20 protein-coding genes are annotated in these 22860 nt (G+C 61.7%); 4 read left to right on the top strand and 16 right to left on the bottom strand.

Going from position 1 to position 22860, the window contains the following annotated elements:
• The first annotated feature begins 123 nt into the window (after positions 1-123).
• The gene (locus AS9A_RS06740) at positions 124-1179 is read left to right on the top strand and encodes an iron-containing redox enzyme family protein (protein ID WP_013806196.1); all 1056 of its coding nucleotides are present in this window, start codon (positions 124-126) and stop codon (positions 1177-1179) included.
• Between the two features lie 2 nt (positions 1180-1181).
• Here the strand turns inward: AS9A_RS06740 and AS9A_RS23160 are convergent, their stop codons facing one another.
• The 11 genes from AS9A_RS23160 to AS9A_RS06690 form a co-directional block, all read right to left on the bottom strand.
• The gene (locus AS9A_RS23160) at positions 1182-1382 is read right to left on the bottom strand and encodes a CDGSH iron-sulfur domain-containing protein (protein ID WP_013806195.1); all 201 of its coding nucleotides are present in this window, start codon (positions 1380-1382) and stop codon (positions 1182-1184) included.
• 13 nt (positions 1383-1395) lie between these two features.
• On the bottom strand, positions 1396-2127 hold the full coding sequence (locus AS9A_RS06735) for a HemK2/MTQ2 family protein methyltransferase (RefSeq protein WP_013806194.1): 732 nt from the start codon (positions 2125-2127) through the stop codon (positions 1396-1398).
• Between the two features lie 120 nt (positions 2128-2247).
• Positions 2248-3570, bottom strand: a complete 1323-nt coding sequence (locus AS9A_RS06730; RefSeq protein WP_013806193.1) for an ATP-grasp domain-containing protein — start codon at positions 3568-3570, stop codon at positions 2248-2250.
• 102 nt (positions 3571-3672) lie between these two features.
• A complete protein-coding gene (locus AS9A_RS06725; protein ID WP_013806192.1) occupies positions 3673-4434 on the bottom strand; it encodes a SigB/SigF/SigG family RNA polymerase sigma factor in 762 nt (253 codons plus the stop codon).
• Positions 4421-4873, bottom strand: a complete 453-nt coding sequence (locus AS9A_RS06720; protein ID WP_148262415.1) for an ATP-binding protein — start codon at positions 4871-4873, stop codon at positions 4421-4423. Before AS9A_RS06720 ends, AS9A_RS06725 begins: the two co-directional genes overlap by 14 nt.
• Before the next feature lie 150 nt (positions 4874-5023).
• The gene (gene bsaP / locus AS9A_RS06715; protein WP_049793857.1) at positions 5024-5212 is read right to left on the bottom strand and encodes a biotin synthase auxiliary protein BsaP; all 189 of its coding nucleotides are present in this window, start codon (positions 5210-5212) and stop codon (positions 5024-5026) included.
• Positions 5213-5307: 95 nt separating this feature from the next.
• Complete coding sequence (bioB, locus tag AS9A_RS06710; protein WP_013806189.1) at positions 5308-6339, bottom strand: biotin synthase BioB; 1032 nt, start codon at positions 6337-6339, stop codon at positions 5308-5310.
• Positions 6340-6470: 131 nt separating this feature from the next.
• Positions 6471-7202 carry a dethiobiotin synthase gene (bioD, locus tag AS9A_RS06705; RefSeq protein ID WP_013806188.1) on the bottom strand — a complete coding sequence of 244 codons (732 nt, stop codon included), beginning with the start codon at positions 7200-7202 and terminating at the stop codon, positions 6471-6473.
• Entirely contained in the window at positions 7199-8341 is a 1143-nt protein-coding gene (locus AS9A_RS06700; RefSeq protein WP_013806187.1) for an 8-amino-7-oxononanoate synthase, read from the bottom strand. The genes bioD and AS9A_RS06700 overlap by 4 nt, the downstream gene beginning before the upstream one ends.
• Positions 8338-9654, bottom strand: coding sequence for an adenosylmethionine--8-amino-7-oxononanoate transaminase (locus AS9A_RS06695; protein ID WP_041451622.1), 1317 nt, complete (start codon positions 9652-9654; stop codon positions 8338-8340). Before AS9A_RS06695 ends, AS9A_RS06700 begins: the two co-directional genes overlap by 4 nt.
• A 79-nt stretch (positions 9655-9733) precedes the next feature.
• The gene (locus tag AS9A_RS06690) at positions 9734-10774 is read right to left on the bottom strand and encodes a sigma-70 family RNA polymerase sigma factor (RefSeq protein ID WP_013806185.1); all 1041 of its coding nucleotides are present in this window, start codon (positions 10772-10774) and stop codon (positions 9734-9736) included.
• 161 nt (positions 10775-10935) lie between these two features.
• Here AS9A_RS06690 and AS9A_RS06685 point away from each other — a divergent pair, with 161 nt between their 5' ends.
• Both AS9A_RS06685 and AS9A_RS06680 read left to right on the top strand, forming a co-directional pair.
• Positions 10936-13107 (top strand): acyltransferase family protein, encoded by a 2172-nt coding sequence (locus tag AS9A_RS06685; RefSeq protein ID WP_237707883.1) that lies wholly within the window; start codon positions 10936-10938, stop codon positions 13105-13107.
• A 15-nt stretch (positions 13108-13122) separates the two neighbouring features.
• Positions 13123-14811: an alpha-amylase family glycosyl hydrolase gene (locus AS9A_RS06680; protein WP_148262414.1), complete on the top strand. Its 1689-nt coding sequence runs from the start codon at positions 13123-13125 to the stop codon at positions 14809-14811.
• Between the two features lie 14 nt (positions 14812-14825).
• Here the strand turns inward: AS9A_RS06680 and AS9A_RS06675 are convergent, their stop codons facing one another.
• On the bottom strand, positions 14826-15281 hold the full coding sequence (locus tag AS9A_RS06675) for a DUF6918 family protein (RefSeq protein ID WP_013806182.1): 456 nt from the start codon (positions 15279-15281) through the stop codon (positions 14826-14828).
• Between the two features lie 150 nt (positions 15282-15431).
• Between AS9A_RS06675 and AS9A_RS06670 the strand changes: the two genes are divergently transcribed.
• Positions 15432-15971, top strand: a complete 540-nt coding sequence (locus AS9A_RS06670) for a TetR/AcrR family transcriptional regulator (RefSeq protein ID WP_013806181.1) — start codon at positions 15432-15434, stop codon at positions 15969-15971.
• Here the strand turns inward: AS9A_RS06670 and ilvA are convergent.
• The 4 genes from ilvA to dnaE form a co-directional block, all read right to left on the bottom strand.
• Positions 15968-17317, bottom strand: coding sequence for a threonine ammonia-lyase IlvA (gene ilvA / locus AS9A_RS06665; RefSeq protein WP_049793676.1), 1350 nt, complete (start codon positions 17315-17317; stop codon positions 15968-15970). The two genes, AS9A_RS06670 and ilvA, sit on opposite strands and share 4 nt — an antisense overlap.
• A 111-nt stretch (positions 17318-17428) precedes the next feature.
• The gene (locus AS9A_RS06660; protein ID WP_013806179.1) at positions 17429-17866 is read right to left on the bottom strand and encodes a nitroreductase family deazaflavin-dependent oxidoreductase; all 438 of its coding nucleotides are present in this window, start codon (positions 17864-17866) and stop codon (positions 17429-17431) included.
• A 57-nt stretch (positions 17867-17923) separates the two neighbouring features.
• Positions 17924-19195, bottom strand: a complete 1272-nt coding sequence (locus AS9A_RS06655) for a serpin family protein (RefSeq protein ID WP_013806178.1) — start codon at positions 19193-19195, stop codon at positions 17924-17926.
• A 38-nt stretch (positions 19196-19233) separates the two neighbouring features.
• Positions 19234-22773 (bottom strand): DNA polymerase III subunit alpha, encoded by a 3540-nt coding sequence (gene dnaE, locus AS9A_RS06650; protein ID WP_041451617.1) that lies wholly within the window; start codon positions 22771-22773, stop codon positions 19234-19236.
• Between the last annotated feature and the right edge of the window lie 87 nt (positions 22774-22860).

The following is a 22860-nucleotide window of genomic DNA, read 5'->3' as shown; positions in this document are numbered from 1 at the left end:
TTCGGGCTGCTGGCTCAACCCCATGTCCGAATCTATGACACGACGGTACGCACCCGCAAGCTCAGCACGTCGAACGCGTTAAACAGGGTTTAGTGCCAGCCTGGAGTGGGCACACCCACTGACATGAAAGATCGCGCTCTGGCTCTGCCTGGCTTTCCTGAGGACGTGGCCGGCGAGCGAGTCCTGCACTCGCCTCCGCACCTTCCCACTGAACGCGGGCCCATCTCGTTCGGGCTTCTCGAGCTGTTCGCGAAAGGCAACATTCACCGCCGCGATCCTGAGCTGCGTGCGCTCGCGCAACTCGCGTCGAGCTGCGATCCATTCAGTGAGGATGCACAGCTTGCCCTGACAATCTGTTACGAGCTGCACTACCAGGGCTTCCGGGGTGTCGACGAGAGGTGGGAGTGGTACCCAGAGTTGCTGTGGCTGCGTGCTGCCCTCGAAGAGCGGTTCCTGACCTCCCTGCGCACACGGATCAGACTCACCGATCCACTGGCTGCGCTGGAAGAACTCTGCTCCGCACCCGCGGATGAAGGCAGCGTCGGGCACTTCCTCCGTGACGACGGCACCTGGGAGCAGATACGTGAGTTCTTCATCCAGCGGTCGATCTACCACCTGAAGGAGGCTGATCCCCACGCGTGGGTTATTCCGCGGCTGACAGGCAGGCCCAAAGCAGCGATCGTGGCCGTTGAGTTCGATGAGTACGGTGGTGGCAGCGCCGCGCGCATGCACTCACGGCTCTTCAGGAATCTGCTAGAGGCGGCCGGGCTGAATCCGCGCTACCTCGGGTACCTGGACAGCGTTCCCTCAGAAACACTCGCGACCGTCAACTTGATGTCCCTGTGCGGGCTGCACCGGGCGCGTCGCGGCGCCTTGGTAGGTCTTTTCGCGGCCGCCGAGATCACCACGGGGCCAAGCGCCAAAGTCATGGTGGACGCGCTGAACCGCCTGAGCGCTCCTGAAACGTGCATGCACTTCTATCGCGAGCACATCGAAGCCGACGCGGTGCATGAACAGTTGTTGCGCAAAGACGTCGTAGAGGAACTTCTTCGGTCCGAGCCTGATCTGGCTGAAGACGTGAGCTTCGGCATCCACGCTAGCGCATTGCTAGAAGAGCGCTTCGCGGACCGGCTACTCACCAGTTGGGCCGCCGGAGAGTCGAGCTTGAGGAGCGTCTGATGTCACGTTCCCGGCTGGGCTCTCTTCGCATGCTGTGACTTTCCCTTTCGCCGGTGGCTCGTATCGCAGAACGGAAATATCCGGCTGCGTTTGCAAAGGCACAGCGCCACCACAACGCGATCCGAAGTGGCAACGCGACCATCGGGCAGTTCGACACTGACCGGACCCGGCACGAGCAACGGCCCGTCAGCCGTGTAGCGCACACGGCACACACCCTCATCGCTTGTCTGCGCGGACAACCACAATCTCCTCAAGCGTCTGTTCTGGCAGAAGATAACCAGCTTCGCGCAGCGCCGCTGCCCGGCTGCGCATCACTGGACCAAAAGGGATGTGCTCGCGCGCAACCACTGCAGCGGTAAGTCCCGCCGCCGTGAGCATCGCGACAGTCCTGTCTGGATCGCTGACCGCCGAATGCACCATCAGCAACGTAGCTTCCGGTGCGAGCAGGCGACTGGCCGACGCACACAATGGGTCGATGATTGCACGGCCGTCAGCCCCCGCATCCCACTTGGCGCAGGGTCCGTCACCGTCGGCACCAAACCAGGGCACATAGGGCGGGTTAGCAAGTACGACATCGAAAGTTCGCGTCGGGTCCAGCGCCGCGAAATCGCTGTGCACCACATTCACGGGAGCTTTGAACAGACGTGCGTTAGCGCGCGCCGACCAGACAGCGCGCGCAGAAGTATCGACTGCGGTGATAGTTGGCGCGCCACTCCACGCGGCGACGAGCGACAGATAGCCAGTTCCACAACATACATCGAGCACCGATCCCCGACCGGCGAGGCCGCTGCGCAGATACTCGCGCGCGAGCAGCATCGTATCTTCCTGGGGCCGGTAGACCCCAGGCAGCCGGAGCACCTTCGGGCCCAGCGGTGCGGTGTGCTCAGATCGAGAGCGCTGGGATTGGGCGACAGTGGCATCATCACCACGTTCTAGTTCCAGGGTCACCAGCGCCTCCGTGTGTGCAAGCTGAGATCAATTCTCTGCGCGGATTACCCCGAAATCCAGCAAGGAAACCTCAACCCGGCAGAGGGCGAAAACGCTGAAGTAGACGACGTGCGAACGTCCTCAGGAATCTGCCTCGACTTGGTCGCCTGTGGAGGATTCGCCAGGGTTCTTTATCTCGAAAAGCAACTGGGATACACAGGCTTCGTACACGCGCTGCAACTTCCTGGCAGACTCGGCTCCGATCGTGAGCGTGCCGAGCCGGTACCGGTACGGATCCTGGTGGGCGATATGAGCGAGAACATCGCCTGGCTGCACTCCCAGCTCTACGATGGATTCCGGGAAGGTCTCCGTGATGGCATAGAGCTCCCCAGACGTCGGAACCTTTGTGACAATGCCTTCTTCGGTAGTCGTCAGGTAACACATCGCAGCTACCGCGCAGGTGCCTTTACGGTTCGGAAACTCTGGCCTGCGGCCTAGCGCCACGTCGAGTGCGACCAGGTGATTTGGCGCCCCATCCACCTTCACGAACAGCGCAGTGTGCGATTGTGAAATGCTGGTGTTCACTTCGACGATGCACACTTTGTCGTTTTCTTTGTTCCAGATGAACTCGGCGTTGAAGCAGCCATCAGCGAATCCGACATGTGTCAGAAATTTGCGCACGGCGGAAACAGCACGCTTCTGCACTTCTTCAGGAATGTGTTCAGCGGGATACACGAACGAATCAAGCGACTTAGTAGCCTCCTCGATACCCATGTCGAAGACGCCGTGGACCAGAACCTCTCCCCCCGTCGAACATCCCTCGATCACGAACTCGCGGCCGGTGAGAAGTCCCTCCGCGATGCACTTCGACCCCGCGGCGTCGCGGACCTCGGGGGGCAGGCTCACCTTGTCGAGGACAGCATCGAAGGCGTCTCCGATGTCGCCGACCTCGTCACGGATCTCTGCGAGTGCATCGCGCAACTCGGCTTCGCTTCCAACGCGGAAGCCGAGGCTCGACGAATGGGACTTGACTGGCTTCAGCCAGAATGGATATTCAAGCGAGAGATTGCGCGCGGCGTCGTCGTCAAAGGGATCGACAAGCTCGAAGTCGGGCACGACGTCCGGAATGCTTTCGCGCTGGTCGATACGGCTCCAATATTTGTGTTCGCAGCGCAACACGCTTTCCAGCGTGGGTGCACGCAGACCGAGTTCAGCGGCGAGGATCGGGACGATCACGCTGGTCGGGAAATCCCAGTGCGAAATGATGCCGTCGATGTCGCGATCAAGAGCACGGATTTCCTCGCGAGCCTCGTCGAGCAGTTTTGAGATATCCACTTCTTCGGTGGCGACGAGGCGTTCGTAGTCGAGGAGCGGACGAAAGGTCACGTCTCGTGCGGCTTCGAGGTCTGTGAGCATCTTATGTTGTGCCTCTGTCATACCCGGCACGAGCACTGTGGAAGACATTTTCGGCGCCTCTCCTTTTCAGGTACGGAAGACGAAGGTCACCCCGTCACTGACGTGAACTTTGGCGTACCCGAGATGCGCGTTGTCAAACTCCGAGCTTGGTTACTCGCCACCCATGCGCACGCGCAACTGTCTGAGCGTTTTCGCCAGCAGACGGGACACGTGCATCTGAGAGATGTTGAGGTGCTCCGCGATCTGGGCCTGCGTTTTGTTACCGAAGAACCGCATCACGATGATGCTTCGTTCTCGCGCGGGCAGCCCATCGAGCGCCGCTCGCAGCGCCTCGTGATTCTCAAACTGCTCAAAGTGGATGTCCGGCTCACCGACAGTCTCCAGAAGCGGCTGCGAGTCGTCTCCTGGGCCCCGCGTGGCATCGACTGACTGCGCACTGAACGCACTGCCCGCGAGCCTCCCCTGCTCAAGCTGTTCCACCGTGATGTCAAGAGCCGAGGCGAGTTCCTGAGACGTGGGCTCTCGCCCCAGCCGCTGAGCTAGGTCAGCGGTTGCGTCACCGATAGCGAGATGGACTTCCTGCAGGCGCCGCGGAACACGCACAGCCCACCGCGTATCTCGGAAATGCCTGCGCACTTCACCCATGATTGTTGGTACGGCGAACGCCAGGAAATCGTCGCCGACTTCGGGGTTGAACCTGTCCACGGCGTGAATCAGCCCAATGAGCGCTACCTGCCGCAAATCATCGATTTGCTCTCCACGGCCGGAGAACCGGCGCGATATATGCTCCGACAGAGGCATGCACTGGGCGATTATCTGGTGCCGCAACTCATCTGCTTCATCCCCGTTGTGCTCGGCGCTGCGCAGTTTGGCTATGAGCTGTGGAACCTCCTTGTAGTTAGGATCGTCCACGGGGGCTGGAAGCCTTCCGTTTCATAATCCGAACCACAGTCTTGGGCCGCACCCCATCTGTGCCATCGTGCCGGGCCGGGTCTAGATCCTCATCCCAGCTCAGTTCATCCGTTAATGTCTTGACGATGTGCCAGCGGAAGTTGTTCGGATTGGGCAACGGCGCGACAGCATAGTCCGCCGTCATTGTGACGTGCAGACCCGAGCCATTCTCCCGAAATTCGCAAAGGACATCAGAGTTCGATGCGGAGATTTCGATCAACGTTGCGGCGATCTCGTCGACAGCGAGACGGAGGTCATCCGTCGCGTCATAATCGAAACCCGCTGAGGCCGACATCAATTCAGCGACGCCACGAAAGACGTGCAGGTACTCCAGATCGGCGCGCACGGCGACTCTCACCGTAGCGTCACGGTGGGTATCGCTTCTGTTTGCTGCAGTCACTTATCTCCCCCAACAGGGTCATTGCGAGCAGGGCGCCAGTTCGAGCGTACATTGGACCGCTCGCCACGTCTCAAACCGCTTCATCAGATCCTCGTACGCGGCAGCGGCGGCGGCAGCGCTGTACCCGGTGCCCCGTGTTGTTGAAGAACGTTAACCGAGTTCGCTGCTGTATACCCGGCCGTGGCGTGAGCATTGTCCCCACCAGCCAATCGGGTCCACCTGAACCACCATTCGGCGGCCGCACTGCCCGCAGAATCGGGGCGGCTCAAGCCCGAGCTGCGCGGCAGTGGGCAGCGCCGCGCCTTCGGTCAGGAGCGTCCCGGTGTACACGTTGTAGATTTGCTCACCACCGAGCGGCCCGCCGCCCTTAGCCGGGACCTCACGAGCAGCCCGCGACTTGTCCGGCAGCCCTGCAGTGATCACGTCTCGTACTCCTAGATCGTGGCGTTCAGGGCCTTGATGGGCATCTCGAGTTCACCGAGCAAATCGATATCTGATTCGGCTGGACGGCCAAGCGTCGTGAGGTAGTTGCCCACGATAACGGCGTTGATGCCACCCAGCATCCCCTGCTTCGCGCCAAGATCACCCAGGGTGATCTCGCGACCTCCTGCGAAACGCAGAATCGTGCGTGGCAGCGCAAGCCGGAAAGCGGCAATCGATTTCAGCGCTTCCGTTGCGGGAAGTACCTCGAGATCACCGAAGGGGGTACCCGGCCGGGGGTTCAGGAAGTTCAGCGGAACCTCATCCGGTTCGAGGTCGGCTAGCTGGGCGGCAAACTCCGCCCGCTGCTCAAGTGTTTCCCCCATACCGAGGATGCCGCCACAGCAGACCTCCATGCCTGCTTCGCGCACCATCCGCAGAGTGTCCCAGCGCTCATCCCACGTGTGAGTGGTCACGACGTTCGGAAAGTGCGATTGCGCGGTTTCGAGGTTGTGGTTATAGCGGTGGACACCCATCGCGGCGAGTTCGTCGACCTGCTCTTGCGTCAGCATGCCGAGCGAGCACGCAATATGGATCTCCACCTCGTTGCGGATCGCCTCGATGCCGGCTTTTACCTGTGACATCAAACGCGCATCTGGACCGCGCACCGCGGCGACGATACAGAACTCCGTGGCACCGGTCTTCGCGGTCTGCTTCGCCGCTTCAACGAGACTTGGGATATCGATCCAGGCGGAACGCACCGGAGACTGAAAAAGGCCCGATTGTGAACAGAAGTGGCAGTCTTCCGGGCAGCCGCCAGTCTTGAGGCTGATGATTCCTTCGACTTCGACCTCGGGGCCACACCACCGCATGCGCACATCGTGTGCGAGTTCGAGCAGTTCCTCTAGTCTCTCCTCAGGCAGTTGCAGCACCTCAAGGATCTGCTCCTGCCGGAGCGGTTCGCCCCGCTCAAGCACCTGCTCCCGCGCTTCGGCGAGAATGTCATTTTTGCTGATCTGAGCAGACTGAACTGGTGCCTGAGTCACTAAGATCTCTCCTCGTTATCCTGCGCGCCACACCAGTTTGGTGCTGTCGCACGTATCTCGCACATCGATAAGTGGTACGCACCGTCCTGGGTGACGCACCACACGTAGTCAGTGTGCCTTACCGGCCGTTCTCATGGTGAATCGGATACCTCGCGGGAGGTGGACACGCTCGTCCGCGCCGCGATTGCCTGAGCAAACTCGCTGGTGAACCACGCCCCTACGCCGCGTGCGAATTCCGCGGACGTCCATTCCCCGCATCCGTCAGGAAGCACTCCCACGATCGGGATTCCGGTAATACGAGGCAAGTCATCGAGGTTGCAACGCATGGCGAGGTCAGGCTCTTCCGGCAAGGCGCCGACCACTATTCCTGTGCAGCGGACATCGCTGCGTTCGAGTGCCTCGACAGTGAGTGCAGTGTGATTCAGTGTACCGAGCCCTGGGGCAGCCACCAGAACGACGTCCGCGTTCGCCGCGCGTGCGACATCACGCAGCGTGAAGCCCCCTTGTCCCAATTCGACCAAGACCCCTCCGGCGCCCTCGACGAGCACGAGGTCATGAGCGGCCTCGAGACGGGCGATTTCTGTGACTATCTCACCTACCTTGAGCATTGGCCGTCCGCTTCGTCTCGCCGCGGTGAACGGTGCAAGCGGTTCAGGGTAGCGGGCAAGCTCACTGACGGGAACGTCTCCGGCCAGACGGGTCACCTCCGCGAGGTCGCCCGGCGCGCCGTCCTCAATACCCGTCTGGGCCGGCTTGCACACAGCGACCGAGAGCCCCCGGGACCGCGCGAGCACAGCCAGCCCCGCCGTCACCACCGTCTTGCCGACACCGGTAGAAGTTCCCGTAACGACGAGGACGCTCACGCTGCATCCCCCGCGACGCGCCGCAACACCTGAGTGACTGCTGTCAACTCGTTCTCGGTGAGATCCGCGCGGGCGGTCAATCGTAAGCGCGACGTTCCCGGCGGTACGGATGGCGGACGGAAACAACCGACCCGGACACCTTCCTCGAGGCATCGCTGGGCCGCCGCTACCGCTGTGGCGGCATCACCAAGCACCACCGACACCACCGCGGATTCAGGTTTGCCCGCGACGTCCGCGGCCTCGGCGAGAACCGCTGCGTGGTCAAGTACAGCGTGCGGACGTTCAGGTTCCCGTTTCAGCACGTGAAGCGCAGCACGCGCGGCGCCGACCGCTGCCGGACTGAGTCCGGTGTCGAAGATGAATGTTCGCGCCGTGTTGATGAGGTGCTCCCTGATGCGGTCGTCGGCAACGACAGCACCGCCCTGACTCCCCAGCGCTTTCGACAAGGTCATGGTGATGACGATGTCGGGTTCCCCCGCCAGCCCGGACTCGTGCACCAGTCCCCGGCCGCCCTCGCCCCGCACACCAATACCGTGCGCTTCATCAACGATCAGTACAGCGTCCATTTCCCGGCACACAGCATGCAAGCCGCGTAGCGGCGCCAGGTCGCCGTCGGCGCTGAACACGGAGTCCGTCACGACGAGCGCATGCTCCTCGTCGCGTTCTTCCAGCGCCGCGCGTACCGCAGACAGGTTGCAATGCTCCACCACGGCGACCCGGCCGCGAGAAAGGCGGCACGCGTCGACCAGGGACGCGTGGCTTGCGGAGTCGGACACGATGAGTGTGTCTTGGTTACTGAGCGCGGTGACAGCAGCTATGTTGGCCATATACCCCGACGAGAACACGAGCGCACTCGGAGCGCCTGTAAAGTCGGCGAGTTCCTCCTCGAGCTGCAGATGCTCCGCTGTGGTGCCTGTGACCAGGCGCGACCCCGTCGAACCCGGCCCCCACAGGTCAAGTGAACGCTTTGCCCCCGCGATCACCTCAGGATGGCGTGACAGACCAAGGTAGTCGTTGGATGCAAGGTCGATGATCCCATCGTTGGGCTGGCGTGGGCTGAGGACGCGGTGCAGCCCAGCGGCCCGGCGATGCCCGGAGGCGCTGTCCAGCCATGCCAGCGGGTCAGGCAATTCGCTCATAGCCTGGCCTCCCTCCCTGGTCGTGTCGCACCAGCGGCGTGGGCCACGGCAACCATCGCGTCAGCGATCTGAGCGACCTCGTCAGGAGTGGAGATGAACGGCGGCATTGTGTACACAAGATTGCGGAACGGGCGTAACCATACGCCCCGCTTCACAGCGGTGTCAGTTGCGAGTTGCATAGGGACCGGTCCAGTAAGTTCGATGACGCCGATCGCACCCTTGATGCGAACGTCGCGAACACCAGGAAGCCTTCCTGCCGGTGCCAGTCCTGCGCGCAGCCCGAGTTCGATCTCAGCGACTTCACGTCTCCAGTCCCGCGCTATGAGCAGATCGATAGACGCCTGGGAAATTGCGCAGGCGAGCGGGTTAGCCATGAACGTGGGGCCGTGCATCAACCCCCCAGCCTCACTGGCACTGATGGTGTGCGCGAGCAGGTCGGTGCACAGCACAGCCGCCATTGTCAGATAACCGCCGGTCAGAGCCTTGCCGACGCACATGACGTCGGGGCTGACATTCGCATGGTCAGCAGCGAACATTTCGCCGGTCCGGCCGAAACCAGTCGCGATCTCGTCAAAAATCAACAGCACATCATTGTCGTCGCACAGCCGCCGCAGCTCCGTGAGATAGCGCGCGTCGTGGAAACGCATCCCGCCCGCGCCCTGGACTACCGGCTCGACGATCACTGCGGCTAGTTCGTGGGCGTGCGAACGGATGAGCGCGGCGAGCGTGTCGCGATACGCGAGATCAAACTCGGCTGGCGGCACGGGCGCGAAGATCTGTTCAGCGAGGACATCGGTCCAGAGCGCGTGCATCCCCCCATCTGGATCGCACACGCTCATAGGTGTGAACGTGTCGCCATGGTAACCGCCCCGCCATGTCAGGAGTCGTCGCTTTTCTCCTCGACCGAGGCTCCGCCAATACTGGAGGCACATCTTGACGGCCACTTCGATCGAGACCGAGCCTGAATCAGCGAAGAATACTTTTTGCAGCGGCCGCGGTGTGAGGTCAACGAGTGTGTGCGCGAGGCGAACGGCGGGTTCGTGAGTAAGGCCGCCGAACATTACGTGCGACATCCGCGCAAGCTGGTTTCTCGCAGCTTCGTCGATCACTGGATGCTGGTAGCCGTGTATCGCAGCCCACCACGAGCTCATCCCGTCGATCAGTTCCCGGCCGTCGCGAAGACGCAGGCGCACTCCAGACGCACTATCGACGACCAACGGAACTGTCGACGGCGGGAATGCCCCGTAGGGATGCCAGACGTGCTGCGCGTCGAGCGCCACCACGTCCTGCTCGTTCACTTCTTGCGACACCACGACATCCGACACTATCGGGTCGGCACTGAAGAGCTCGAACCCGGCCTTGCCCAGTAATACACCGACAGCCAGGACAGACTCAGGGCGATGCGCGTAGTTTGGCAAGCTCCTCAGTGCTAAGTGTCTGAGACAGACCGAAGGCCCCGAACAGCGCAAGGTCGAAGAACGTCGCTGCATGCCGTATTCCGCCACCGCTGATATCGAGGACCTGCAGCTGGAATGCCTCCCAAGTACCTTCCGGCGTCAGAATGTACACACCGAACGCCGGCTGTCCGTTCCCCCGAAGCGGTACCGTCGCCAGTTCACCTGGGCCCGCCGGACATTGTGTGTCGATGAGAGCGCCGATGTCAGCGGGGCCCTGGTACCAGCCGGTGAAGGGTGGCATCTCCCACACTGCGTCTGCAGTGAACAGCTGGACAATTGTGGCGATGTCCTTTTGCTCCAACGCGCGGGCATAGCGGTCAAGTAGTTGACGCTTGTCGGACTCGGCTGGCTCGGCAAAGTCTTCTTCCCGCGGCGAAAGTTTGTCGAGCTGAGCTCGTGCCCGCTGCAGACTGCTATTCACCGAAGCGGTAGTCGAGCCAAGGGCATCCGCGATCTCACTGGACTGCCACTGCAGGACTTCCTTCATCAGCAGGGCTGCTCGCTGCTTGGGTGGCAGATGCTGCAAAGCCGCGATCAGCGCTAAACGCACGCTCGACTTTCCGGTCGCGACCGTGGCGGGATCGTCCTCACGTGGCAGCCAGGCGTCGGGAACTGGTTCCAGCCAGGGTATTTCGTGGCGCTCCTCGAGCGTCGCGCGCGGATCACTCCGCTCCTGCCCAAGCCCGGAAGGCATCGCGCGCCGGCCCCGGCCTTCAAGAGCGGTCAGGCAAACGTTCGTGGCGATGCGGTAGAGCCACGTTCGGATCGACGATCTACCTTCGAAGTCGCTGAACGCACGCCAGGCGCGCAGGTAAGTTTCTTGGACGGCGTCGTCCGCGTCGTGCGCGGAACCCAGCATTCGGTAGCAATGGGCCATGATCTCGGATCGCATGGGCGTGAAAAGAGTTTCGAAGTCAGCTTCCGCAGCTGAGCGCCCATCCCCGCTCTGCGCAGCATCAGCTATGACATTGGTCATGTTCCGACACTACTCGGGAATCGCCCAGCGCACAGTCCGGGCGTCACAAAAATCCAGGTAAAACGCGCAATTCAGTTACCTAGGGCTTACGCTTTATTCGATCGTGATAGTGGTGCAGTTGACCTTTAACTCATGTCGAGGCGCTATTATCACAAACTCGTATGGCGAATACGAGCTCGAGCGCCGATTCCCGAATGGAACCGGCGGAAAACTCCGGGCGCGCGCAAGCCGAGCGCGCCGCCCGCCGTCCGCCGCGCGCACCTTACCGATACGACCTGGATGGCTTGCGCGGTTTCGCGATTGCGCTGGTAGTCGTCTATCACGTGTGGGCGCTGGGCATCTCTGGCGGCGTCGACGTATTTCTCACACTCTCTGGCTTCTTCTTCGTCGGAATGCTCGTACGTAATGCCCGCTACGGCTCCGACCTTTCACCCCTGCCCATGCTGAAGCGGCTGGCGCGGCGGTTGTTGCCAGCATTGGTCACAGTCCTCACTGCAGTCGGAATTGCCGCTTTTTTCCTACTGCCGAATACGCAGTGGGCCACCATCAGCGGGCAGTCTGTCGCCAGTCTGTTCTACTTTCAGAACTGGCAACTCGCGAGGACGGCGGGTGACTATCTCGCCGCAGACCCGACGACCAGTCCGCTACAGCATCTGTGGTCCATGTCCGTACAAGGACAATTCTTCGTTGCCACGCTCGGCATTGTGTATTGCACCGCCTGGCTGACTCGCACAGCACTGCGCAACCGCAAGGACGCCGGCGCTTGGGCCGCACGCGCTGCCATTATCGTCCTCACGCTCTGCGCCGCTGCGTCCTTCGCCTATGCGTCGATCTCCGTCCAGCAGGACCCAGCCACTGCCTACTACGACTCGTTTGCACGAGGGTGGGAGCTACTCGCCGGCGGACTGGTCGCCGCGTATTTGCCGTTATTGCGAATCCACTCGCTAGTGCGCCCAATGCTCGCCTTCGCCGGACTTGCCGCCATTGTGCTGTGCGGCATTGTGGTCGATGGCCGGTTGTTCCCGGGCCCCTGGGCCCTCGTCCCCGTGCTCGCGACGCTGGCGATCATCGCCGCGGGCGCCCCCGCCGCAAACACTTCGGTGTCCCCGGAACATCGCCCCACAGCGATACTCCGATTCTTGGCATTGCCGCCATTGGTCTGGCTCGGTTCGATCGCGTACTCGTTCTATCTGTGGCACTGGCCGGTGCTCATCTTTTATCTCGCTGCGTCTGGCCAGCGGGCGGTGTCCATCGGTGAAGGCGTCGGCGTCATCCTAGTTTCGCTGTTCCTCGCCTGGCTGACGCTGCGGTTCGTCGAGATCCCGCTCCGATACCCCCACCGCAACCCGGCCCCGGCGTCGTCTCGCGTTCGGTGGCGGCGCCGCTCGACGTATCCTGCGATCGCTCTTGCTGTCGCCGCGCTCATGCTCGTTGGCGCCGCGGGTGGCTGGCGGGTTTACCTCAACGACCGGGAAGATCGTCTGGCCCAGAGCCTCGACCCCATCCAGTATCCGGGCGCAACTGAACTCACCGACGGTGTGAGAGCGTCGCCCATGCCGTGGCGGCCGGTACCGCTCGATGCGTGGCATGACCACCCGATCACCGCATTCGACGGCTGCATCGCTGACACTGATTCCGAAGAACTGGTGACGTGCGAGTATGGCGACCTCACCGCTGACCGCACCATTGTGCTCGCTGGCGGCTCGCACGCAGAGCAATGGGTCACCGCACTCAACCAGGTTGGCCTCGATGAGGGGTTCCGCGTCGTGACGTACCTGAAAATGGCGTGCCCGCTGTCAAGCAACCCCGAACCCACGCATTTCGATGGGTTTCCCTATCCACAATGCTGGGAGTGGAATCAGCGTGTGCTCGCCGAGGTCGCCGCTAACCAGCCGGATTACCTCATGACCAATAGCACCCGGCCAATCCATTTCGAACCCGGCGATTACGTCCCGGACCACTACCGGGAGATGTTCCAGTTCCTGTCGGACAACGGCATCGCAACCCTCGGTTTGCGCGACTCGCCTTGGCTGCCCCACTTCCCAGAACCCGCGGACTGCCTCGCGTCGGGTGGCGATCCAGAAGAATGCGGCATCTCACGCGCTGATGTTCTCAGCGCAGCGAACCCTGCTGACGAACTTGAAGGGGAAATCCCCGGCTTTGTGTCCCTCGACTTGAGTGACGCGATATGTGATGTCGACGTGTGCCGCGCAGTAGAGGGGAACATCCTCGTGTACCGCGACTTCAATCACCTTAGTGCGTCTTACGTCAGAACAACGGTCCCCGAGATGCGGCGGCAGATTGGTGAAGCGACAGGCTGGTGGGATAACTAATGGAAGGATAGGGCCGTGACAGTCCGCAGCCGGCATCCTGGCAGCCCGGATCGTGGCAGGCCTATCCGCCCCGCGGGGCGCCCACCAACATCGGTGTACCGCGTGCAACTCCCCCATGCTGGACAAACGTGGCTGCCGTCCGGTGACATTCCCGAGCTTCTGGACTACCTCGCGGACATCGGTATCTCGCACCTCTGGCTGACTGCTCCCGACGGGAGCAGCGCTAATGCTGATTCAGGTGTCGTTCCCGCCGACTATAGCGCCGCGAATCTGCGTGAACTTGCTTCCGTCGCGCACGAGCGCGAGATCGGTCTGATAATCGATATCGTTCCGGCGCATACCGACGTAGCGCTGCCGCAGCACAACGCATGGTGGTGGGACGTTCTGGAGAGTGGACGCCATTCGCGCTTCGCGGACTACTTCACCATCGATTTCGACGTGGACCCACAGCATCGCCTCCGAATCCCGGTTCTCGATTTAAATCATCCGACTGCAACCCTGGCAATTTCTGGCAACCGCCTCCGCTTCGACCGTCCCGGCCCTGAGTTCCCTCTCGCGCCAGGTACTGAATTGTGCGAACCAGCCGAGTGTTCCCGACAGCAAAAGTACCGATTGATCGGCTCCGATGAGCCCGCGAACTACCGTTTCGTCCGGGGCGCACCCCGGTTCGCTGCACTGCGGCAGGACAGGCAGCATGTGTTCGACGAAACTCACCGCTTTCTGAAGGATCTCGTTCACGACGGAACCGTCGACGGTGTTCGCGTATTGGGCGTCGATGACCTGTCGGACCCGAAGCTGTATCTGTGCTGGCTGCGCGCTGCGATCGGCGAGAACCACCTGCTCTGCACCGACACGGCGCCGCATCGCCATCACGTTCTGGACCAGGCCCTGCCCATCGATGGGACAAGCGGCGCCGAGGTGCGCCGTGTCCTGACCGGTGTCCTCGCGAAGCCTGGCACCTCGGATTCCGGTGCTGCGGCGTATGTACCCCGGTCGGAGTTCCATCTCCATATGGCAGACATAGCCCGGCATTGGCCTTGCTCACTTTCCGCGGCTCCTGAATCGGGGCCGGGACCCGTGCCACAAGCGCAACGCCCAGCAAAGCTCGCCCAGACGCTGCTGTACATCATGGGCCCGGGGCTCCCCGTACTCGATGCGGGCAGTGAATTCTGGCAGCCACGCGCCGCCCTCAGTCGCCACATCAGACGTTGTCGCGAACTCTGCTCGACGCTCGAGACAACGGAGACGATTGACACTGGCAATGATGGTGATATTCCGGGTATCGCCAAACTCCATGTGGTTCGCAGCGCACTGCGGCTGCGCGATGAGCGTCCCGACGTTTTCGTTGGTGGCGAGTACGAGCCGATCACGCCGTCAGGTTCCGCGCAAAGTTACGTCGTCGCCTTCGAAAGAGCGCGGGAGCATTCGCTGCCCGAAACTGTCGTGGTGGTCGCCCGGCTCACTCACCTGATGCCGAATGACGACGGCCAGCCAGCATGGGGTGACACCTCCGTCCCGCTGCCGGAAGGAACGTGGCGTGACTTGCTGACAGGCAAAAACCATAGCGGGGAAGCGCTCGCCGCTGACATGTTTTCGGAGCTGCCAGTCGCCCTGCTCGTGCGCGGCGGAGGGGCGCTCCGCGAGCCACGCCGACTAGTGCCGCGAGCGGATACACCCCAGCCGGAAGCCGACCCCCGCGGCTAGCATCGCACCCGCTGTCAGTCCGCGGCCGCCATCCCACGCTGGATCAGCGTGCCCACCCGCGGCAGCGCCTGGACGACATGCTTGTGCGCTTGGCTGCGCAGCTGTCCGTAGAGCTTCGCGACGCTACGGTACGCGGACGCTTCCGCACGCCTGTCGACAATCGCAAGTAGCCCGTCCGCAGCCTGATCCCCGCGACCGGCGAGAAACGTTCCGAAATCGCGCTTCCCCGCGGATGTGAAAGCATCCCAGTGAGGCTGGAGCTGTTCGAGGAAATCCGGCAGGAGAACTCGAAGGACGCTGTTGACAAACGTCGCGTGCACCGCGTTCACGGTTTTGTACGCACCTTTGAGCATTATGCCCGTGGGCCCTCGTTTCGCACGAACCTCTTCGTCGAGGACCCTCCGCGCGTCAGCTACGAAAGCATCGCGATTTTCGTCGGAGAGCAACACATCACGTAGAGACCCCGCCATGGACTTCCTCCGTTTTCCGCCACAGTCCGCACCGCGCGGATGGAACGAATTTACCGCACGCTGTGACCATTCGTGCACGTAAAGTCTGTTCCCTGCGCTCACCGATCGCCACCGCTCACAAGCGACCGTCCAGCCGGTATAGTGCCGCGTGTGCCCAACGCCTCAACGTACGACCGCATCCTCGACGCGCTGGAACGCATTCTGCTTCGTACTGGGTCCGCCCAGGTCACGCTCGAGGCAGTCGCCAACGAGGCCGATGTCTCGAAAGGCGGCCTGCTGTATCACTTCCCCAGCAAAGACGCGTTGCTAATCGGCCTTGCCTCAAGGCTCGGTGACCGGGCCGACGCCCAGCTGAGTGCAGCCCTGGCAGCTGGCAGCTCTATCGCAGAGTTCTACCTGCAAAGCCCCGACACGACCGCAGAAACGGAGCTACAGGTATACCGGTCGCTAATCGCCGCCCTGCATACGGTCGACGGTCAGAATCACCAACTCCGTGACGCCGTCACGAAAGTCCTCAGAGGCTGGGATGAGCAGCTGCGCGCAGAGATCCCCGATCCCGTACAAGCCGAGATAGTCCGGCTCGCGGGAGATGGCATCTACCTCAGTGCCCTTTTAGGCCTTCCCCTGCCCGACCCTGACGTGCACCGGCTGGTTGTCGAGCGCCTCACTCAGACCGGCTCCGCGAGCTAAATCAAGTAGCGGAAGGCTGGCGTTCCGGGCTCAAGGTGCTCCACTTCCATGCCCGACTCTCGGATACGTGCCAACAGTGGGTCCAGGCCAGCAGCAGCGCCCAGTTCGATGCCGACGAGCGCACCCCCGGTCTCCCGGTTGTTGCGTTTGACGTACTCGAACAGTGTGATGTCATCATCCGGCCCGAGGACGTTGTCCAGGAACCGGCGCAACGCGCCCGGCTCCTGCGGGAAGTTCACTAGGAAGTAGTGCTTCAAGCCCATGTGGACGAGTGACCGTTCGATGATTTCGCCGTAGCGCGACACATCGTTGTTGCCCCCTGAGACGAGGCACACCACATTCTGATGCGCTTCAAACTTCATTTGTTTCAGCGCAGCGACCGCAAGCGCACCGGCAGGCTCAGCAATTACGCCTTCGTTCTGATACAAGTCGAGCATCTCGGTACACACGGCACCTTCATCGACTTTCAGGATCGAGATGTCGCCCGGGTGACTAGGCGCCGGAACAGACGCCACGAGCGGCAGAGACGCATGAGTGACTGCTGACGCACCGGCCGCCGAAAGTACCGCGTAGGGGAAGTCGCCAACGCGGCGCACCGCTGCGCCATCAACGAAGGCATCGATCTCCCGAAGCGTGACCGGCCCACGCGCCGCGAGCGCACCGATCATCGATGCAGCTCCTGTTGGCTCAGCCCCAACAATCGTGGTCGACGGGGAGCGATCATGCAGGTAGGCAGTCATGCCGGCGATGAGGCCTCCCCCGCCGACTGGGACGACGACAACATCGACGAGCCCTTCAAGCTGTTCCAGGATTTCCCTTGCGACGGTGCCCTGGCCAGCCACGGTCCGCGGATCGTCGAACGGCGGAACGAGTGTCGCGCCTGATTCAGCGCAATCACGCAACGCTGCCGCAGCAGCCTCGTCGTAGGTCGGTCCCGTGACTTTGAGTTCGACGTACGGGCCGCCATGCGCCCGGATCCGGTCACGCTTCTGCCGCGGCGTGTTCGATGGCAAGTAGATTCGGCCTCTTATTCCCAGCGCCCGGCACGCAAAGGCCACACCTTGTGCATGGTTTCCGGCACTCGCGCAAACCACACCAACTGTCCGCTCAGGCTCGGTCAGCTGCACCATGAGGTTGTAGGCACCCCGCAGCTTGTAAGAGCGCACCCGCTGCTGGTCCTCGCGCTTCAGGAAAATGTTCGCACCGGTCACCTGTGACAGGCGGTCGCACCGTTCGAGCGGCGTGACAGCCACAATGCCGCTGATTCGCTCCGCTGCCTTATCGATATCGGCGGCGGTCAGTAGCTCAGCAGTTGTCAGAGTTTGAGCACGGGGAACAGTAGACACTCGACCTATGCTGCCATCAATCCGGCCCATTTACACACTTACCGAGTGTTGCGATTTGGCTCGAATGGGCATTTAGCGGACGCTTCACGCCCGCTACTGACCTAGCCCGCGTCACTCCGCCGGCGTGAGCACGAGTACGGGAATCAGCCGTGAGGTTTTCGTCTGGTAGTCGTTGTAGTCGGGCCAGACATCGGTGGCCCGTTCCCACCACGTCTCGCGCTCGTCACCCGACACTTCGTGGGCGACAAAGTCACTACTCTCAGCGCCGTCCTGCACTTCGACCAGTGGATTCGCACGCATGTTGTGATACCAGACTGGATGCGTGGGTGCGCCGCCCATCGAGGCCACCACCGCATACTTTCCGTCATGTTCAACACGCATCAGCGGAGTTTTCCGCAGTTTGCCTGATTTTGCTCCGAGCGTTGTCACGACGACGATGGGCTTGCCCCCCATCGTGTTTCCTTCCTGCCCATTGGTCCGCTCAAATGTTTCCACTTGCTCGCGCACGAAGTCGCTGGGACTGGGCTCGTATTCACCAGTGAGAGGCATAGCTCAAGTCAACACCATGATCGCATTGCTGTCTCGATGATTCGCCGAAAACTGGCTCTACTGACTCGGGTCCTCAACACTGCCTAGGAACAGCGGTGCCCCGGTGGGCGTGTGCATGATGGCGAAGGTGTACGGCTTGTCTGCACGGAACTCGACTTGCGCTTCGGGCGGCAGACTGGTGACGCCCGCGACGCCAGTGACAGCTGCAGCCTCGGTTCCCTGCTCGTTTACGGTGATCGTCGCCCTGTGGACCGCGTCGCTCACCATGAAATCTGAGGTAATCCCGTCGAGTTCCGACAGATTCGTCAGTCCTAAACCTCGCAACTGTTCCAGCAGTTGCACGGTGCTGCCGAAGTCCCAGCGTGGGAGCACGATATCTGCGGACACGGAAGTGCCACCGTCAGCGAGTGCTTCCAACGTGGAAGCCGTCAATGGGGGCGCGGCGAGATCGTCAGTCTCCGATATCAGCACCCACATGGACAGTTCGCCGCCCGAATACGGGAGTTCGATCGCCTGCCAGTCTTCTCCCGTCGCGTACCGGACGGTAGCGGACTGCTTGTTCATCATGGGGACCGTTACGACTGAACCGTCCGCTTTTGTGAAGTCATCGTCTTCGGTGGCGCTTTCGCTGAACTGGTTCTCCCATTCCGCTTTCATATAGATCGCGTTCGCGAGCACGGCGATTGTTTCGGGGTCCAGTTCATCGAAAAGCTGGTCGATCCTTCCGGCGGTGTTCTCCTCGACCCACGTGTCGATGGTCTCCACGGCTTCTGGGCTCGTGAAATCGACGTTCTGGGCTTCCGCGTCAAAGTATTCGCTCAGCGTTGTGGTGAAGTCCGATTCGACAGTCAGTCCCTCCTGAACGAACAGACCGTTTGCGAGGGCGACGATCGGCTCGGCGGGCTCATCGTCGGGGCCCCGCGTTTCTCCCGGTTCGGTTCGAGGCGGAACGTCATCGACGGTCACAGCTTCGTCGGCGAGGGCGCGAACAGCTTCATTCAGCCCTTCGGCAGGGAACCCGAAGACCGCATCCAACTGCGCCGCGGTCTCCCCCTCCGCCCCGGCCCGCAGCATCGCGAAGGCGTACGCGATGCTCACCGGTGAGTACACGGTGTTCTCTCGGCCCTCGTCGTCCTGTGCGATCGAGCGGGCGAAACTCTCGGAGAACTCGTAGAGTCCGGCAATGAACTCGTCCACGGGTTCTGATGCCGCAGGCGCCGCAGTAGTGGTGGCTTCAGGCTCGGAGTCGCTCGGCTCTGTCGTGCCACACGCGGTTGCCAGCATGAACACTGCACCAACTCCGAGCGCTGCGGCTTTCCGGATCCTCACGATCATCACTCCCCTGAGCCGTTGTCTATCGAGTCGTTTCAGCCCAAGCATCCGGGGCCAAGTAGCGCTTTGAGATCACCCATGAGTGCGGACGACGGCGTTACCCGGTATCCGTCGTCAAGTTTGAGTGTCGTTGTCCGATCGCCAGTCATCAGTCGGACGTGGACGTCCGCCTGACCGGGATGACGCGTCAGCACCTGCTTGAGAGCGCCCACCTTGTCGGGCGTGCACATGCGTGTGTGCATGCTCAGTGCGACGGGCTGAGCAACACCGATGTCCGAGAGGTCTGGCACCACAAGGTCGTTGGCGATGATGGAGATGCGATCGTCCTGGACTTTGAGACGCCCTCGGATCAACACGATCGCATCTTCGGTTACTTCCATCCCGTACACCGAGTACGCCTGGGGGAAGAACATCACCTCGATGCCCGCCTCGAGGTCTTCAAGCTGCGCCGCCGCCCAGGGCTGACCGTTCTTGTTCACGCGCCGCGTCACGGAGGCGAAGATTCCGCCAACCGTTACTTGGGCCCCGTCTTTGACGATGCCTTCGAGGATCGCCGTGATCTGTGTATCGGTCTGCGCGGCAATGAGGTGTTCAATGCCGTTGAGCGGGTGGCCCGAAACGTAGAGACCGAGCATCTCCCGCTCAAGTGCCAAGCGGTGCTTCGTGTCCCATTCTTCTTCGGGCACCTTTACTTCGAATACGCTCGCGATTTCATCATCAGCCCCACCTCCACCGAAGAGATCGAACTGACCGATCGCCTCGGCCTTTTTCGTATTCATCACCGAGTCGACGGCATCCGAATGGATGAGGACTAGCCCTTTGCGCGGGTGATCGAGCGAATCGAAAGCCCCAGCTTTGATGAGAGATTCGATGGCCTTCTTGCCGCATGCAGCGGCATCGACTTTGCCGAGATAGTCGGAGAACGAGGTGAAGCTCCCCTTCTCGTTGCGGCCCTTAATGATTGAGGAGACGACGTTTGAGCCGACGTTGCGGACGGCGCCAAGCCCGAAGCGAATGTCGTCACCCACCGAGGTAAAGTTCTGCTCCGACTCGTTGACGTCCGGAGGCAGCACCGTGACCCCGATCTTGCGGCAGTCCGCAAGATAAATGGCTGCCTTGTCCTTGTCGTCACCAACCGACGTCAGCAGACCCGCCATGTACTCCGCTGGATAGTTCGCCTTCAGGTAGGCGGTCCAGTACGAGACCAGCCCGTATCCAGCTGCGTGCGACTTGTTGAACGCGTAGCCAGCGAACGGGAGGATAGTGTCCCACAGCGCGGTGATCGCCTTGTCACCGAAGCCGTTGGCGCGCATACCTTCCTGGAAGCCGTCGAACTCAGCAGCGAGGACCTCAGCCTTCTTCTTGCCCATTGCGCGGCGCAGAATGTCGGCGCGTCCGAGTGAGTAACCAGCCACCTTCTGAGCGATCTGCATGATCTGCTCTTGATAGACAATCAGGCCGTACGTCTCCGAGAGGATCTCCTTCAGCGGCTCCTCGAGTTCGGGGTGGATTGGGCGCACTTCTTGGCGCCCATTCTTTCTGTCCGCGTAGTCGTTGTGGGCATTCATGCCCATCGGACCGGGCCGGTACAGCGCAAGCACGGCGACGATGTCCTCGAATCCGGTCGGCTGCATTCGGCGTAGCAGGTCGCGCATCGCAGAACCGTCGAGCTGGAACACGCCGAGCGTGTCACCACGCGCGAGTAGTTCATACGCTTTCGGATCATCGAGTGTGAGGGTGTCGAGGTCTATGTCGATCCCGCGGTTTGACTTGAGATTTTCGATCGCGTCACCGATCACCGTGAGGTTCCGAAGACCGAGGAAGTCCATCTTGAGGAGGCCGATGTCCTCACAAGACGGGTAGTCCCATCCGGTGATGATGGCGCCATCCTGCTGGCGCTTCCACAGCGGAATCGCTTCCATGAGGGGCTCGGATGACATGATGACCGCGCAGGCGTGCACACCTGCGTTGCGGATCAGCCCCTCCAAACCAATCGCTGTTTCATAGATCTTGCGGACGTCGGGATCAGTTTCGATCAGCGACCGTACCTCGGTGGCTTCTTTGTACCTTTCGTGCTCAGGATTCATGATCCCGTGCAGCGGAATGTCCTTAGCCATGATCGGCGGCGGGAGCGCCTTACTGATCCGGTCGGCGATCGCAAATCCCGGCTGACCGAAGAGCACCCGTGCTGAGTCTTTGATCGCCGCTTTGGTCTTAATTGTTCCGAATGTAATCACCTGGGCTACACGGTCACTCCCCCAGCGATCTGTTGCGTACCGCACCATCTCGCCGCGACGCCGATCATCGAAGTCGATGTCGATATCAGGCATGGACACGCGCTCGGGGTTGAGGAACCGTTCGAAGAGCAGCCCGTGCGGGATGGGATCGATGTTGGTAATGCCGAGCGCGAAAGCGACCAGTGAACCCGCTGCGGAGCCTCGGCCCGGGCCGACCCGGATTCCCACCTCTCCCGCGTGCCGCACAAGGTCACCCACCACAAGGAAGTAGGCCGGGAAGCCCATTTGGTTGATGACATCGAGCTCGTAGTCAGCGCGCTTCGTGTACTCCGGCGGAACCGCGCCTGGGAACCGCCGCTCCAAACCCTCGTGGACCTGCTTGTACAGGAACGTTGCCTGAGTCTCACCGTCTGGCACGGGGAACACCGGCATCCGGTCGCGGTGCGTCCAGACTTCCTTGTATGACTCGACACGCTCCGCGATCAGCAGGGTGTTGTCGCACGCGCCGGGCACCTCTTCGTCCCACGCCGCGCGCATCTCAGCAGCCGACTTCAGGTAGTACCCGTCGCCGTCGAACTTGAAGCGGGTCGGGTCACTAAGTGTTTTCCCGGTCTGTACGCAAAGCAGCGCCTCATGGCTGCGCGCCTGATCGACGGTCACGTAGTGGCAGTCATTAGTCACGATGGGCGGAATGCCGAGCTTCCGGCCCACCTCCAGAAGGCCCTCACGCACGCGGCGTTCGATCGAGATTCCGTGATCCATCAATTCGAGGAAGAAGTTCTCAGGCCCGAAGATTTCCTGCCACTTCGCCGCGGCCTCGAGAGCCTCGCGTTCATGCCCTAGGCGCAGCCTGGTCTGCAACTCACCGGAGGGGCAGCCGGTAGTGGCGATGATCCCCTCGGAATGCTCCGCGATCAGTTCCGCGTCCATTCGCGGCCATTTGCCCAACTGACCTTCGATCGAGGCGAGGGACGAGAGTGTGAAGAGGTTCCGTAAGCCAGTTGCGTTGGCGGCAACCATTGTCATATGCGTGTAGGCACCGCTACCCGACACATCGTCGGACTTCTGCGACGGGTCGCCCCAGCGGACGCGCTTCAGGTTGAACCGCGACTCAGGGGCGACGTACGCCTCGATCCCGATGATCGGCTTGATGTCCGCTTTCACCGCAGCGTTGTAGAAGTCGCTCGCACCGAACATGTTGCCGTGGTCCGTCATGCCAACCGCAGTCATGCCGAGGCGCTGGGCTTCGGCAAAGAGCGGTTTTACCTTCGCCGCACCATCGAGCATGGAGTACTCGGTGTGGTTGTGCAGATGGACGAACGACCCCGTATCAGTCACAAGTACCTCTCCCCGCAGTCCAGCGATCCCGCGCACCCAGCGTAGCTACCAACGTGGCCCACTCATGCTAGGCGCTCCCACTGACAA

Source organism: Hoyosella subflava DQS3-9A1 (assembly GCF_000214175.1).
Classification (GTDB): Bacteria; Actinomycetota; Actinomycetes; order Mycobacteriales; family Mycobacteriaceae; genus Hoyosella; species Hoyosella subflava.
The sequence above is the reverse complement of the archived record's forward strand: the minus strand, read 5'-3'. Positions and strand labels throughout refer to the sequence as shown.

Coding starts and splice junctions, on each gene's coding strand:
- AS9A_RS06675 (WP_013806182.1), bottom strand. CDS start 15,281: ATGGCGGGGTCTCTACGTGATGTGTTGCTCTCCGACGAAAATCGCGAT.
- AS9A_RS06740 (WP_013806196.1), top strand. CDS start 124: ATGAAAGATCGCGCTCTGGCTCTGCCTGGCTTTCCTGAGGACGTGGCC.
- AS9A_RS06700 (WP_013806187.1), bottom strand. CDS start 8,341: ATGAGCGAATTGCCTGACCCGCTGGCATGGCTGGACAGCGCCTCCGGG.
- AS9A_RS06685 (WP_237707883.1), top strand. CDS start 10,936: ATGGCGAATACGAGCTCGAGCGCCGATTCCCGAATGGAACCGGCGGAA.
- AS9A_RS06690 (WP_013806185.1), bottom strand. CDS start 10,774: ATGACCAATGTCATAGCTGATGCTGCGCAGAGCGGGGATGGGCGCTCA.
- AS9A_RS06730 (WP_013806193.1), bottom strand. CDS start 3,570: ATGTCTTCCACAGTGCTCGTGCCGGGTATGACAGAGGCACAACATAAG.
- AS9A_RS06660 (WP_013806179.1), bottom strand. CDS start 17,866: ATGCCTCTCACTGGTGAATACGAGCCCAGTCCCAGCGACTTCGTGCGC.